Annotated in this window: 16 protein-coding genes; 11 read left to right on the top strand and 5 right to left on the bottom strand. The window is 69.2% G+C overall.

Annotated features, from left to right (window positions below):
- Positions 1-53: 53 nt before the first annotated feature.
- A complete protein-coding gene (locus tag ACFU9P_RS28165) occupies positions 54-995 on the top strand; it encodes a PP2C family protein-serine/threonine phosphatase (protein ID WP_384086042.1) in 942 nt (313 codons plus the stop codon).
- Between the two features lie 124 nt (positions 996-1,119).
- The gene (locus tag ACFU9P_RS28160; protein WP_384086039.1) at positions 1,120-2,142 is read left to right on the top strand and encodes an MASE1 domain-containing protein; all 1,023 of its coding nucleotides are present in this window, start codon (positions 1,120-1,122) and stop codon (positions 2,140-2,142) included.
- 87 nt (positions 2,143-2,229) lie between these two features.
- Here ACFU9P_RS28160 and ACFU9P_RS28155 read toward each other — a convergent pair whose 3' ends face one another.
- Complete coding sequence (locus ACFU9P_RS28155; RefSeq protein WP_384086036.1) at positions 2,230-3,048, bottom strand: SDR family NAD(P)-dependent oxidoreductase; 819 nt, start codon at positions 3,046-3,048, stop codon at positions 2,230-2,232.
- Between the two features lie 208 nt (positions 3,049-3,256).
- Between ACFU9P_RS28155 and ACFU9P_RS28150 the strand changes: the two genes are divergently transcribed.
- From ACFU9P_RS28150 to ACFU9P_RS28130, 5 genes are all read left to right on the top strand, one after another.
- On the top strand, positions 3,257-3,352 hold the full coding sequence (locus tag ACFU9P_RS28150) for a putative leader peptide (protein ID WP_376381354.1): 96 nt from the start codon (positions 3,257-3,259) through the stop codon (positions 3,350-3,352).
- Between the two features lie 248 nt (positions 3,353-3,600).
- Positions 3,601-4,857 carry an acyl-CoA dehydrogenase family protein gene (locus ACFU9P_RS28145; RefSeq protein WP_384086374.1) on the top strand — a complete coding sequence of 419 codons (1,257 nt, stop codon included), beginning with the start codon at positions 3,601-3,603 and terminating at the stop codon, positions 4,855-4,857.
- Between the two features lie 134 nt (positions 4,858-4,991).
- Positions 4,992-6,143 carry an LLM class flavin-dependent oxidoreductase gene (locus ACFU9P_RS28140; RefSeq protein WP_384086033.1) on the top strand — a complete coding sequence of 384 codons (1,152 nt, stop codon included), beginning with the start codon at positions 4,992-4,994 and terminating at the stop codon, positions 6,141-6,143.
- A gap of 156 nt (positions 6,144-6,299) precedes the next feature.
- Positions 6,300-6,734, top strand: coding sequence for an SRPBCC domain-containing protein (locus tag ACFU9P_RS28135; RefSeq protein ID WP_384086030.1), 435 nt, complete (start codon positions 6,300-6,302; stop codon positions 6,732-6,734).
- A gap of 135 nt (positions 6,735-6,869) precedes the next feature.
- Positions 6,870-7,637: an NPP1 family protein gene (locus ACFU9P_RS28130; protein ID WP_376381346.1), complete on the top strand. Its 768-nt coding sequence runs from the start codon at positions 6,870-6,872 to the stop codon at positions 7,635-7,637.
- A gap of 109 nt (positions 7,638-7,746) precedes the next feature.
- On the opposite strand, the gene ACFU9P_RS28125 is transcribed toward ACFU9P_RS28130, so the two are convergent.
- Positions 7,747-8,421 carry a histone deacetylase gene (locus ACFU9P_RS28125; RefSeq protein WP_384086026.1) on the bottom strand — a complete coding sequence of 225 codons (675 nt, stop codon included), beginning with the start codon at positions 8,419-8,421 and terminating at the stop codon, positions 7,747-7,749.
- A gap of 114 nt (positions 8,422-8,535) precedes the next feature.
- On the opposite strand from ACFU9P_RS28125, the gene ACFU9P_RS28120 reads away from it, so the two are divergent.
- The gene (locus tag ACFU9P_RS28120; RefSeq protein ID WP_384086023.1) at positions 8,536-9,342 is read left to right on the top strand and encodes a class I SAM-dependent methyltransferase; all 807 of its coding nucleotides are present in this window, start codon (positions 8,536-8,538) and stop codon (positions 9,340-9,342) included.
- A 117-nt stretch (positions 9,343-9,459) separates the two neighbouring features.
- Here ACFU9P_RS28120 and ACFU9P_RS28115 read toward each other — a convergent pair whose 3' ends face one another.
- From ACFU9P_RS28115 to ACFU9P_RS28105, 3 genes are all read right to left on the bottom strand, one after another.
- Positions 9,460-9,993 carry an EF-hand domain-containing protein gene (locus ACFU9P_RS28115; protein ID WP_384086020.1) on the bottom strand — a complete coding sequence of 178 codons (534 nt, stop codon included), beginning with the start codon at positions 9,991-9,993 and terminating at the stop codon, positions 9,460-9,462.
- Between the two features lie 168 nt (positions 9,994-10,161).
- Positions 10,162-10,857, bottom strand: a complete 696-nt coding sequence (locus ACFU9P_RS28110) for a hypothetical protein (RefSeq protein ID WP_384086017.1) — start codon at positions 10,855-10,857, stop codon at positions 10,162-10,164.
- Complete coding sequence (locus ACFU9P_RS28105; RefSeq protein ID WP_384086014.1) at positions 10,854-11,309, bottom strand: ATP-binding protein; 456 nt, start codon at positions 11,307-11,309, stop codon at positions 10,854-10,856. The genes ACFU9P_RS28110 and ACFU9P_RS28105 overlap by 4 nt, the downstream gene beginning before the upstream one ends.
- A gap of 195 nt (positions 11,310-11,504) precedes the next feature.
- Between ACFU9P_RS28105 and ACFU9P_RS28100 the strand changes: the two genes are divergently transcribed.
- Genes ACFU9P_RS28100 through ACFU9P_RS28090 form a run of 3 tightly spaced genes read left to right on the top strand, consistent with a single transcriptional unit; the run spans position 11,505 to position 12,786 of the window.
- Positions 11,505-12,341 carry a Scr1 family TA system antitoxin-like transcriptional regulator gene (locus ACFU9P_RS28100; RefSeq protein ID WP_384086011.1) on the top strand — a complete coding sequence of 279 codons (837 nt, stop codon included), beginning with the start codon at positions 11,505-11,507 and terminating at the stop codon, positions 12,339-12,341.
- On the top strand, positions 12,338-12,556 hold the full coding sequence (locus ACFU9P_RS28095) for a DUF397 domain-containing protein (protein ID WP_384086008.1): 219 nt from the start codon (positions 12,338-12,340) through the stop codon (positions 12,554-12,556). The genes ACFU9P_RS28100 and ACFU9P_RS28095 overlap by 4 nt, the downstream gene beginning before the upstream one ends.
- An 11-nt stretch (positions 12,557-12,567) precedes the next feature.
- Positions 12,568-12,786 carry a DUF397 domain-containing protein gene (locus ACFU9P_RS28090; protein ID WP_384086005.1) on the top strand — a complete coding sequence of 73 codons (219 nt, stop codon included), beginning with the start codon at positions 12,568-12,570 and terminating at the stop codon, positions 12,784-12,786.
- Positions 12,787-12,805: the final 19 nt, after the last annotated feature.

Below are 12,805 nucleotides of genomic sequence, written 5' to 3'. Positions count from 1 at the left end.
TGGTTTGCGCAGCAGCGCGGACCATCGACCCCTACTCGGTAGCGAGGCGGTGCATGACCCGGCGTCGTCCCCCGCGCTCGACGAGCGCCGACGACCTGCTGACCACACTTGGGCGGCTGACCGCCCAGGCGAGGGAAGGGGCGGAGCTCCAGCATGCCCGCGTGGAGCTGGCCGAGGCGCTCCAGCGCGACATGCTGCCCGCGCGGCTCCCCGCCGTACCGGGCCTGCGGACCGCGGCGAGATACGCGCCGTCGCAGGACGGCCTCGACATCGGGGGCGACTGGTACGACGGCTTCGCGCTGTCCGACGGCTCGCTCGCGTTCTCCGTGGGCGATGTGCAGGGGCACGACGTGGAGGCCGCTGCCTTTATGGGGCAGGTACGGATAGGGCTGCGGGCGGTCGCCGCCAGCGCGCACGACCCGGGCGAGGTACTGAGCCTGGCCAATGACCTGCTGATGTCGGTGGACTCCGGACTCTTCGCGACCTGTACGTTCCTGCGCTTCGACCCGGTCCGGTGGGAGATCCAGAGCGCGCGCGCCGGGCATGTCGCCTCGGTGTGGGCGACGGTCGACGGCTGGTCCGGCTGCGCCGAGGACGAGGGCGGGCTGCCGCTGGGGATCATGGCGGGCGAGAAGTATCCGGTGACCCGGCGCCCGCTGCTGAGCGCGGGGGCGTTCGTCCTGCTCACGGACGGTGTGGTCGAAGGGCCCTCCTTTCCGATCGAGGAGGGGATGGCGCGGGTGGCCAGGGCGGTCGAGGCGGGGGTCTCGGCCGATCCGGGGGATCTGGCGGCGGAGGTGATGAAGGTGGCCGAGCTGACCGGGCACACGGACGACGCCGCCGTACTCGTACTGCGGCACGACGGGCCGCCGGGGGCGCAGCCGGACGGGGCCGCGTCGCACGTCGCACGGCCGGGCGGCCGGTCGGACGAGTCACCGCGAGTGAGCAGGCCGCATGTGGTGGCGTCGGGGGTGCAGGGGGACGGGGCGGGGTGACTCGGGGTGACTCGGGGTGACGAGTGGGTCCGGCAGTGCGTGTCACGGCCGACCGGTGCCGGGGGCGTTGTCTCATGGCCGAGTGGTGCGTAGCGAGGAGAACCGACGACTTCCCCCGGCCGCCATGGCCGCACTCCGGATTCTGGGCATGGCCGTCGCCTACTACGGGGCCGGACAGCTCGGTCTGCTGAAGCAGGTCCGGATCGAGGGTGCGACCGTCACCCCCCTCTGGCCCTCCACCGGTGTCGCTCTGACCGCCCTGCTCCTCCTCGGCCCCGGCGTCTGGCCGGGGATCACCCTGGGCACCCTCGGCAGCATCCTGACCCTCGGCCCGTTCGTGCCCGCCGATCTCGGCATCCTGGCAGGGAACACCCTTGCTCCGGTCTGCGCCTATCTGATGCTCCGGCGGGTCGGTTTCCGTATCGAACTGGACCGGCTGCGGGACGGGGTCGCCCTGGTGTTCCTGGGCGCGCTCGCCGGGATGCTGATCAGCGCGACGATCGGTACGGCGTCCTTCATCCTGAGCGGCAGACTGGCGCCGGGGGGCTTCTGGGCCATCTGGTCGGCGTGGTGGGCGGGCGATGCGATGGGGGTGCTGGTGGTCACGCCCTTCCTGCTGGTCCTCCGTAGATTCCGGCTGCGCGTGGACCACTACCGCTGGCCCGAGGCGACGGCCCTGGTGATCACGGCGGCCGTGATCACACCGATCGCCACCATGAGTTCGCTGACCCTGCTCTTCCTGGTCTTCCCGGTGCTGATCTGGGCCGCGCTGCGATTCGAACTGCCGGGGAGCGCGCCGTACGTCCTGTTCGTCTCCGTCCTGGCGATCTCGGAGGCGACCGACCGTGTCGGCGGCTTCGCCCACCACAACCTCATCGAGCGGATGGTCAGCCTCCAGGCGCTCAACGGGTCCGCGGCCCTGACCTCGCTGCTGCTGGCGGCGATCATCACCGAGCAGAAGAACGTACGGCTGCGGATCGAGAAGGCCTGCGACGAACTGGCCCAGGTGGTGGAACGGCTGGCGCCGGGGGAGACGCTGACGCGGTGGCGACGGGAGGAAGGACGGAAGAAGGGGCAGAGGGGGGTGCGGGGGGTGCGGGGGCCGCGGACGCCGAAGGGGGCGCCGAAGGGGCCGGAGCACGGCTGACCTCGCGGTCGGCGTCCGTATCGGCGTGGGGCGGTCGGCCTCCGTATCGGCACGTGCGGGTGGCGGGCGCGGGGACGGGTGGCGGGCTCAGATCTGGGCTAGGCCGCCGTCGACGAAGAGTTCGGCTCCGGTGGTGAAGGAGCTTCGGTCGGAGGCCAGGAAGAGTGCCATGTCGGCGACCTCCTCGGGCCGGCCCATCCGGCCGAGCGGGATCCTGGCCGCGTAACCGTCCTTCAGGCGCCGGCGGACCCGGGCGCTGGGGCCCGCCAGGCCGTCGACGCCGGGGGTGTCGACCGGGCCGGGGCTGATGGCGTTGACGCGGATGTTCCGTCCGGCGAGTTCGGCCGCCCAGGAGCGGGCGAGACTGCGGATCGCGGCCTTGGTCGCGCTGTAGACGCTCATCGCCTCGATGCCGAGGGAGGCGTTGGTGGAGGACAGGACGATGACGGAGGCGCCGTCGGGGAGGAGGGGGAGCGCCTTCTGTGCGGTGAAGACGAGTCCTTTGACATTGATGCCGAAGGTACGGTCGTACTGCTCCTCGGTGATGTCGCCGAGCCGGGCGAAGGTGCCGCCGCCGGCGTTGGCGACGAGGATGTCCAGCCGTCCGCTCTGCGCTCTGACCGTCGCGAAGAGGCGGTCGAGATCGTCGAGGTCCGAGACATCGCCCTGTACGCCGATGGCTGCGCCCCCGCCCCCGCCCCCGTCGGCCACGCTCCCGTCGGCCCGGCCGTCCGCCGCGATGATTTCCACCGCCTCGTCCAGCTCCGCCTTGCGGCGGCCGGTGACGTACACCGTCGCGCCCTCGGCGGCGAAGCGGCGGGCGACGGCGAGACCTATACCGGCCGACCCGCCGGTCACGAGGGCGACCTTGCCCGCCAGCTCTCCGCCGCGCTCTCTGTCTGCCATGTGATCCCCATTCCATGGACGAAAGGACTCCGGACGAAACGACCCCGCGCGAATTCGTTCCCGGGCAGCGCCGGACTATCCGCGGTCGGCGGCCGACGGCGTCGAGGACTCCGATCACCGGCACGAAGATGCCTGATGGACGGGGGGAGGAGGGCGCCGGTACGGTGGCGACGTCTGTTCGGAGGCATCAGAAGCGGAAGGAGGTGGCGTGTTGCAGTCGCGGCAGGACGATCTCACCCGGCGCCGGCACGTCGATCTCGTACGCGTTTCCAGTGCCCTCTGTCGGCCGGGCGTCTGCGTCTGACCGGATCCCGAAGCGGATCTCACTCTTCCGGATACGCCGGATACCCCTGTGTGCCGCCCGTTGGGCGCCCGGGTTCCCGGTTCCGTACGTACATCACCATGTGAGCCGTTCATCCGGTGTGCCCGGGGCGTGCAAGGGCCGGGCGTGCCGGGCCCCTTCCCCCTTCTGGAGGCCGTACCGTGACCGCCGCACCCGCTCGTAACGCCTCCTCCCCAGGCTCCGTCCCCGGCCCCGCCCCCGTCCGTACGGTGGCCGACGACGCCGAGGCGCTCGCCCTGGCCCGGGAGCTGGCCGATGAATTCCGGGCGGGGGCCGCCGAGCGGGACCAGGAGCGGCGGCTGCCGCGCGCCGAACTCGAACGCCTCTCGGCCAGCGGTCTGCTCGGCGTCACCGTGCCGCGCGAATACGGCGGTGCGGATGTGTCCGCGCGTACGCTCGCCGAGATCTTCCGGCTGCTGGCGGGCGCGGACGCGAGCCTGGCCCAGATCCCGCAGAGCCATTTCGTGTACATCAATGTGCTGCGGCGGCAGGGCACTCCGGAGCAGCGGGAGTTCTTCTTCGGGGAGGTGCTGGCGGGGCGGCGGTTCGGCAACGCGCAGTCGGAGGCCGGCACCAAGCATGTCCAGGACATCCGTACGCGGCTGACGCCGGTGCCCGCCGCCGGTGAGAACGGCGCCGCCGGTGAGAACGGCTCGGGTGGCGCGGCCGGGAGCGGCTCGGGTGGCGATGGCGTTGCCGCGGGCTCCGGCTCGTACCTGCTCAACGGTCAGAAGCACTACTCCACCGGCGCCCTCTTCGCCGACTGGATCCCGGTTCTTGCGCGCGCCGAGGACGACGCCCTGCATGTCGCGTACATACCGCGTGACGCCCCGGGCGTGACCGTCCTCGACGACTGGGACGGCATGGGGCAGCGCACCACCGCGAGCGGTACGGTCCGGCTGGCCGATGTGACGGTCCCGGCTGACCGGGTCGTACCGCACCATCTGACCTTCCAGGGGCCGCAGTTGCACGGCGCCGTCGCGCAGCTTCTGCATGCCGCGATCGACGCGGGTATCGCGGCGGCGGCGCTGGCGGAGGCGGCCGAGTTCGTGCGTACGAAGAGCCGGCCGTGGTTCGAGAGCGGGTACGAGACGGCGGCCGAGGACCCGTTGCTGATCCAGCGGTTCGGTGAACTCGCCCTTCAGGTACGGGCGGGAGAGGCGCTGCTCGCCGCCGCCGCGGACGCGGTGGACGCGGCGACGGCCGATCTCACGGACGACAGCGCGGCCGAAGCGTCGATCGCGGTCGCCGCGGCGAAGGTACGGGCGGCGGAGGCGGCGGTCGAGACGAGCAGCGCGCTGTTCGAGGTGGCGGGTACGCGCTCGGCGCTCGACAGCCTGAATCTGAACCGGTATTGGCGCGACGCCCGGACGCATACGCTGCACGATCCGGTCCGCTGGAAGGTGCAGCACATCGGACGGTACGTGCTGAGCGGTACGCGGCCGCCCCGGCACGGCCTGCTCTGAGGCGGCGCGGATCCCGTCCCGTACGGTCCGGCCCCGGGCTCCCCGCCCCCTCCGCCTCGCCCACCTCGTTTCGTACCCCCGTCCCCCTCCACTCCCCCTCCCCCCGGTCCGGTCACCCACCCTCGGAGACACCCGTGAACCTCACCTTCCACTGGTTCCTGCCCACCTACGGCGACAGCCGTCATGTCGTCGGCGGCGGCCACGGTCTGCCGGCCGGTGCGGCCGGCGGACAGCGCCCCGCGACTCTCGGCTATCTCACCCAAATCGCCCGCGCAGCCGAGCAGTTGGGGTTCGAGGGCGCGCTCACCCCCACCGGCGCGTGGTGCGAGGACGCCTGGCTGACCACCGCCATGCTGGCGCGCGAGACCGAACGCCTGAAGTTCCTGGTCGCGTTCCGGCCCGGCATCCTGTCGCCGACCCTCGCGGCGCAGATGGCCGCCACCTTCCAGCGCCATGCCCCCGGGCGGCTGCTGCTCAATGTGGTGACCGGCGGCGAGAGCCACGAGCAGCGCGCGTACGGCGACTTCCTCGACAAGGACGCGCGATATGCCCGTACCGGAGAGTTCCTGGAGGTCGTCCGGGCCCTGTGGCGCGGCGAGTCGGTGACGCTGAAGGGCGAGCACATCCAGATCGAGGACGCGAAGCTGGCGCGGGTGCCCGATCCGGTGCCGCCCATCTACTTCGGCGGCTCCTCACCGGCGGCCGGCGATGTCGCGGCCCGGCACAGTGATGTCTACCTGACCTGGGGCGAACCGCCCGCGCAGGTCGCCGAGAAGATCGCCTGGATCCGTGAACTGGCGGCGCGCGAGGGGCGTTCCGTACGGTTCGGCATCCGTCTGCATGTGATCACACGTGACACGTCCGAGCAGGCGTGGGCCGAGGCGCAGCGGCTGCTGGACGGTTTCTCCGAGGAAGCGGTACGGGCCGTCCAGGCCGGGCTGGCCCGCAGCGAGTCGGAGGGGCAGCGCCGGATGCTCGGTCTGCACGGCGGCAGCACCGCGAATCTGGAGGTCTCGCCGAATCTGTGGGCGGGCATCGGGCTGGTGCGCGGCGGGGCGGGAACGGCGCTGGTCGGCAGCCATGCGGAGGTGGCGGAGCGGATCGTCGAGTATCACCGGCTGGGGATCGACGAGTTCATCATGTCCGGGCATCCGCATGTGGAGGAGGCGTACTGGTTCGGCGAGGGCGTCCTGCCCCTGCTGGCGGGCCAGGGGCTGTGGCGGCATCCGACGGCGGAGGCGGGGGAGCGGGCGGAGACGGCGGAGGTGCCGTTCGTGGGGCGGTGAGGTTCGCGGGGCGGTGAGGGGGACGGGGCTGGGGTCTGGGGGCCCGGGAACTGGTTGCCTGCTCAGAAAAGAAAAGGCGCGGGAGACCGATGAGTTTTGGGGCCGGCCCCTGTCTACAGTCCGACAACCTCACAAGAGCGAGACAGGGAGCACGAAATGACCACGGAACAGACGACGGCCGAGGGTTTCTCCTACACGTTGGAGCGGACGCTGGAGACTCCTGTGGCGGCGGTGTGGAAGGCCTGGACCGTTGCGGAGTCCTACGCACAGTGGTCCTATGCCGCTCCCGGATCCGTCGAGATGGACGTGCGGCCGGGCGGGGCATGGAAGGCGACGATGGTCACCCCGGACGGCGGGCAGTTCCCGTTGACCGGCTCCTACTCCGAGGTCGACGAGAACCGGCGTCTGGTGATCGGCATGGACGTACCCGGGAAGAACGAGCAGGCGCTCATGACCGTCGAACTCGCCGAGGAGAGTGCCGACCGGACTCGCATCGTGGTGGCCCAGACCTGCGACACCGCCGACGAGCGCGACATGGCCGAGCAGGGCACCACCATGCTCCTGGACAGCCTGACGGCCTTCCTCGCATGACCCGCTGATCCGCCGGGCAGCGCCTCAGGCCTTCAACTCGCCTGAGGCCACCTTCACTTCAGCCGTCTCTCCCGTCACAATCCGCTCAGTGGAACCGTGAGCCCCACGCCACGGTCGATCAGGAGGACGCACGCAGTGAAGAAAAACTCGCGCATCCGCAAGATCTCGGTCATCCTCGGCAGCGCCATGGCGATGGTTGTCGCCTTCCCCGGCATGGCGTTCGCCGATCCCCCCACGGCTCTGCCCGCCAACGCGGATGGTCTGGAGCAGACGTTCCAGCCGGCGTACGACTACGACACCGACGGCTGCTACCCGACCCCGGCCATCGGCTCCGACGGGACCATAGCCCCCGGCCTCAATCCCTCGGGCGCCCTCAACGGCTCGTGCCGCGACTCCTGGGACCTCGACAACACCAACGGGTACGCGCGGTACAAGTGCAACAACGGCTGGTGCGCGATCATGTACGGCCTCTACTTCGAGAAGGACCAGGCCGTCGCCGGCAGCGGGCTCGGCGGCCACCGCCACGACTGGGAGCATGTCGTGGTCTGGGTCCAGGACAACCAGGCCAAGTACGTCTCCACCTCCGCACACGGCAACTTCAATGTCTACAACCGTGACCAGATCCGCTGGGACGGTACGCACCCCAAGATCGTCTACCACAAGGACGGCGTGAGCACGCACGCGTTCCGCCCGGCGAACAACAACGACGAGCCGCCGGAGAACCACTACCGCGGGTGGCAGTTCCCGCGGCTGGTCGGCTGGAACGGTTACCCGGCGGGTTTCCGCGACAAGCTGAGTCAGGCCAACTTCGGCAGTGCCGTCTTCGGTCTGAAGGACGGCAACTTCAACTACCACCTGGAGCGGGCCAAGCCGGCCGGCATCCCGTTCGACCCGAACGCCTGAGCCTGACGAACGGCAGAGTCTGACGAACGCCTGAGTCTGACGAACATCTGAGTCTGACGAACATCTGAGTCTGACGAACGACTGAGCCTGACGATCGGCGGCGCCGGGGCTATGGTGCGCCCGGCGCCGTCATCAGGTGGCGGATGTCCTGTGCGGTCCAGTGGCCGGCCGCGCCCGGGCATCCCGCCAGGTACGCGGCGACGGCGGCCGCGTCCCAGGCCCCCGCTTCGAGGAGACCGCGGGCGAGGAAGGCGAGATACGCGGCGGACGGGCTGTTCAGCTCGGCGTCCGCGACCGGCCAGGGCGCGGTGAAGGTGAGCACGGGCGCCCCGTCGAGAGTGCCGGGGCAGACCAGCGTTTCGTACCGTCCCTCTCCCAGCACCGCCCGGCCATGCCTCAGTACGCCGGTGAGGTCCAGCTCGTTCCCCGGCTGCCTGTACATCTCCTGCGCAGCGATGTCCGAGAACTGCTGTGCCGTGACGAGGTGCGCTCTGGCGAGTACGCGCCCGTCGGCGTCCGGATCGTAGAACGCGCGCCCGCCGGTCCAGACGGCCGACTCGGTGGCGAAGTACAGGACCCCGTCCAGCTCCACCGGTACGGACCGCTCGGGAAGCCGCCGGTCCCGGCAGCCGGGGTACGTACGGGCGGCGCCGGGATGGCGCCCGCCGGTGATGTAGTACGCGAGGCGGCCGAGGTACGTGTTCGAACCGTACGAGGCGTACCAGACGTGCTGTGGCGACGAGCTTTCCGTACGGCCCGGTTCGATGGCGCGAGGGCTGATCACGGGTCCCATCATGGCTCCCGTCCGGTTGCCGATTTCTGCGTATCGAATCATCACATCGAGTGAACTCCACGCCAAACATATGTCTTTTCCATCCGCGGCTGCGATCGTGACGCCATGGATGTGGGGGAACGCTGGGAGTGGACGCAGGCGCGCTACCGGGACGGAATGTTCAGCCATGAGATAGGCAGTGAGCGGCAGCGGCTCACTCTGCTGGAATCCCTCCTGGACGCGCATACCCGTGCGCGTTTCGAGGCACTTGGGCTGAAGCCGGGCCATCAGGTTCTCGAAGTCGGCGGCGGCGGCGGCTCGGTGGCCCGCTGGCTGGCCGAACAGGGCGCCGAAGTGACCGTAACGGACCTGGACACCACATTCCTTGAGGAATTGGCGGAACAGGGCGTACGGGTACTGCGGCACGACATGTACACCGAGGAATTCCCGCCCGGATCATTCGACTTCATCCATGCCCGCTATGTGCTGATCCATCTGCCCGATCCGGACAAGGCAGTTGCCCGGCTGGCGGAGTGGCTCAAGCCAGGCGGTGTGCTGTTGGTCGAGGAACCGGCGTCCTTCCCCGTGATGGACTCCCCGCACCCGGCCTATCGCACCATCATGCGGGCTTTCCGTACGCACCTTGAGCGCTCGGTGGGTTCGGACACCTTCTGGGCCCGGACACTCCCCGTACCCCTGGAGAAAGCGGGCCTCACCGATATCGGTCTGGACGCCCGCCTCCATGTGGTCAGGGGCGGTGACGAAGAGTCGCAGTGGTGGCGCCTGAACCTGGAACAGTCCCGCGAGGCCATCATCTCCGCCGGCCTCGCGACCGCCCCTGATTTCGACGCCGCATACCGCGAACTGGCGTCCCCCGATTTCTACGACCTGTCCCTGGCGGTCTGCACGGCATGGGGCCGCGGGGCGGAGTGACGCGGTACGGAGCGGACGCGGGTGTACGGGCGCGGGCGCGGCTACGGGTACGGGCGCGGGTAGGCGCGGGCCTGGCGGGACCTCAGGGGCCCGCCCGGCCGCTCGGGCCGCAGGTGCTCAGGCCGCCATGTCGCCGACCAGATGGTCACCGGGAATGCCCGCCTTGTCGGGCCCGTAATACTCCCTGATTCCGAGGTCCCAGGTCTCCCTGGCGATCCGGTCCGAATCCGTGGGCTCGAACGCGTCAAAGAGCGCATGAATATTCGGCAGCCGGAACCCGATGGCGGTCATCAGCGCGACAAAAACAGGCCGCGAAACAAATCCGTCCCCCTCCAGATCCCCCAGCCGGGAAAGCGCCTCGGCGAATTCCCCGATGGCGCCGTCGAACCGCTCCGGAGAGAGAACGCAGGCGGTGTACTCGTCGAAACTGACCCGCCCGTCCCGGTCGGCGTCCAGCTCCTCGACCAGGGTCCCCCAATACCGCCGAAAGGCATCCAACATCGCCCGCTTCGCCGCATCACCGGCACTGGGCACCGACCGGATGACCCGCTCGGCCATCAGCTCGAAGTCATCGGCCTCAAGATATCCATTGCCGTCGACATCGAACAGCCCGAACACAACCCGAACCCGCTCAACCGCTTCCGCCCGCATGGACAACCCCCTTCTCGCAGCGACGCCCCCCACTATGCAAGCCCCCGCCCACCACGTCCCCCAAGGCAAATACGAACCCACCGAACGAGTGAACGGACCTTCTTGAAACGTGATTACGGGTGTGAGTAGTTGCGGTGCAGAGAGCGCCGGCCCGCTGCGCGGCTGCGCTTACTGGGACGCGCGTTTCAGACGTGCCCCGAAGATCTGGCTCCGCGCCTCCGTCCGCTTGAGGTAGGCGGCGTGTTCCGCGTCCAGGTCCACCACCGTGAACTCCTGGAGTTCCATGATGAGTTGGCCCGCGAGTACCCAGGGGAGCCGTCGGCTCTCGAAGGCGACCCCGCCTGCTTCGTACATGACCGGGAGCATCCCGTTCGGCTGGTACACGACCCCGTGCACGCCGGCCACGACGAATGTCTTGACGCGCAACGCGACATGCCGTTTGCGTAAGTGGGGGCAGGCTCCGACCGACGCGACCGCGCAGGGTACGCACAGGGGTGGGTGGGTGGTGACGAAGCCGGGTTTGTGCAGCTCCGGGTAGTCCGCGTCCTCGCCCACGATCCACAGCGTGCCGTCGTCGGTACGGTCGGACGGGCCGCCGCAGATCTGGCACAGCAGTTTGCGCATGGCGCGGCGCTGGCGGAGGAAGTGGACGTTGCCGAACTCCGGGCGTCCCTTGCCGGGGCTGATGCCGACGCGTTTCCACAGGATGCCGAGGTCGTCGCGTTCGTACGGTCCTTCGTCGGCGTATGCGATGCCGCCGCCGCGGATGATCAGCGTGCCCTGGGGCCGGTGCTCGGACGACCAGCACGCGATGTACGGCACGACCGGAGGCTTACCCGTCGGCTTGCTCACCGGCGCGGTCATGAGCAGTCCCGCTCAACGGGCCGTACGAGCGGCACCGACAGTGACGCCCAGACCACTTTCCCCGGGCCGGCGCGGTCGGCCACTCCCCACTCGTCCGCAAGTGCTTCGACCAGCAGCAGTCCCCGCCCGTCCGGAGCCTCCGGACCGGCCGACCGAGGCCGTGGCCGGTCCGGCGAACCGTCGTGCACCTCGATCCGCAGGGCACCCGAGCTGCGGAAGTAGCGCGTCTCGATGACCTGTTCCGGCGTGACCTTCGCGTGCAGACCGGCATTGCTCAGCAGCTCGGACAAGATCAGAACGGCGGAATCCTCCAGGACGGACAGCCCCCAATCGGCCAGCGCCTTCCGCAATTCCTGCCGCGCGAACGCGACGCACCGCGGATCCGGGCTCCAGCGCAGCACAACGCGGCTGCCGGTTGGGTTCGTTGGGTTCGGCGTGGGTTTCCCGTACATGTCACACGGCCTCCATCTGCCCTTTTTCACTCTCGGCCAACTCGGCGGCACCGCTACGGGACTTGGGCGGAGTGCGCTTGCATGGCAAGGCCCGCTCCTCTCCGTAGCGATACGGCTACCGGGAGCACTCAGAGTGGCGTAGAGTTGGGGCCTCTTCAACGTTTCACCGGCGAAGGAAGGGCGGGCGGAACCCCTTTGAATGTCAAGGAGTTGCATCCCGACAGCGGTCCTCAAGCAGCCTTCGGGGCACGTCTCCGCAGCTCACGGGAGAAGCGCGGTTGGACGCAGGACGAGTTGGCGGGACGCATGGGATATTCCAGCGTGCACATTTCGGCCGTGGAAACTGGTCGCAAGCCTCCGACTCTGCGATTTGTGCGTAGCGCCGACCGCGCCTTCGGCACCGAAGGCACCGCAGACTCGTTCGAGCGCGAGTGGAGCGAGATCCGGCACGGCAGCCTGCTGGAGGGGTTCCCCGAATACGTCGAACGTGAGGGACGGGCGGCGGAGATCCGGCTGTACGAAGTGGGCATCATTCACGGTCTGCTTCAGACACCGGAGTACGCCACCGTGCTCGCCGAGAGCGCCGTCAAGCGGGGAGCGATCACGCCCGACCAGGCAAGCGAACGGATCTCGTTCATCGCTGAGCGGCAAGCGGCGCTGGCCCGGAAGCCCTCGCCGCTGGTCTTTGTCGTGCTGGACGAGAGCTGTATTCGTCGGCCCATCGGTGAGCCCGCCGTCATGGACGCGCAATTGGCGCGACTGCTTGAGTTCGCGGAACTGCCGAACACCGTCTTTCAGATCGCGGAGTTCACCATGGGGCACCGCAGCTCGTTCAGGCTGCCGATTACGGTACTCACGTTGCCAGACCGGTCACTCATGTCGTACGCCGAGTCCGCACAGCGGGGCCATCTCGAACGGGACAGCAAGTCTGTACTACCCATGCTGACGGCCTACCATCAGTTGCAGGCCGAAGCGCTCTCCCAGGCGGCATCTGTGGCCATGATTGAGCAGTTACGAAAGGGCACCCCGTGACGACCGAATCCCCCCGTTGGTTCACGTCCTCGTACAGCGACAACGGCGGCCAGTGCATCGAGGTCGCTGCCAACCTCGCCACTTCGCGCGGCGTGGTCCCCGTCCGCGACTCCAAGAACCCCAGTGGTCCGGTTCTGGACCTCCCCGCCGACGTGTTCACCTCGTTCGTAGAGGGCGTCAAGGCAGGCGAGTTCACCCGTACCTTCGGCGCGTGAAAGGGCACCCTGTGACGTCCGAAACGCCCCGTTGGTTCACGTCCTCGTACAGCAACAACGGCGGCGCCTGCATCGAGGTCGCCGCCAACCTTGCCGTCACGCGCGGCATCGTTCCCGTGCGCGACTCCAAGAATCCGAGCGGTCCGGTTCTGGACCTCCCCGTCGGCGCGTTCGCCTCGTTCGTAGAGGGCGTCAAGGCAGGCGAGTTCGCCCGTACCCTCGACGCATGACCCGCGCGCCACAACGCTG

Origin of the sequence: Streptomyces sp. NPDC057617 (assembly GCF_042800555.1) — a bacterium.
GTDB lineage: Bacteria > Actinomycetota > Actinomycetes > Streptomycetales > Streptomycetaceae > Streptomyces.
The sequence above is the reverse complement of the archived record's forward strand: the minus strand, read 5'-3'. Positions and strand labels throughout refer to the sequence as shown.

Bases quoted from the DNA above. Each gene is read 5' to 3' on its own strand.
- ACFU9P_RS28135 (WP_384086030.1), top strand. From the start codon at position 6,300: ATGACCACGGAACAGACGACGGCCGAGGGTTTCTCCTACACGTTGGAG.
- ACFU9P_RS28155 (WP_384086036.1), bottom strand. From the start codon at position 3,048: ATGGCAGACAGAGAGCGCGGCGGAGAGCTGGCGGGCAAGGTCGCCCTC.
- ACFU9P_RS28105 (WP_384086014.1), bottom strand. From the start codon at position 11,309: ATGTACGGGAAACCCACGCCGAACCCAACGAACCCAACCGGCAGCCGC.
- ACFU9P_RS28165 (WP_384086042.1), top strand. From the start codon at position 54: ATGACCCGGCGTCGTCCCCCGCGCTCGACGAGCGCCGACGACCTGCTG.
- ACFU9P_RS28120 (WP_384086023.1), top strand. From the start codon at position 8,536: ATGGATGTGGGGGAACGCTGGGAGTGGACGCAGGCGCGCTACCGGGAC.
- ACFU9P_RS28110 (WP_384086017.1), bottom strand. From the start codon at position 10,857: ATGACCGCGCCGGTGAGCAAGCCGACGGGTAAGCCTCCGGTCGTGCCG.
- ACFU9P_RS28115 (WP_384086020.1), bottom strand. From the start codon at position 9,993: ATGCGGGCGGAAGCGGTTGAGCGGGTTCGGGTTGTGTTCGGGCTGTTC.
- ACFU9P_RS28160 (WP_384086039.1), top strand. From the start codon at position 1,120: ATGGCCGCACTCCGGATTCTGGGCATGGCCGTCGCCTACTACGGGGCC.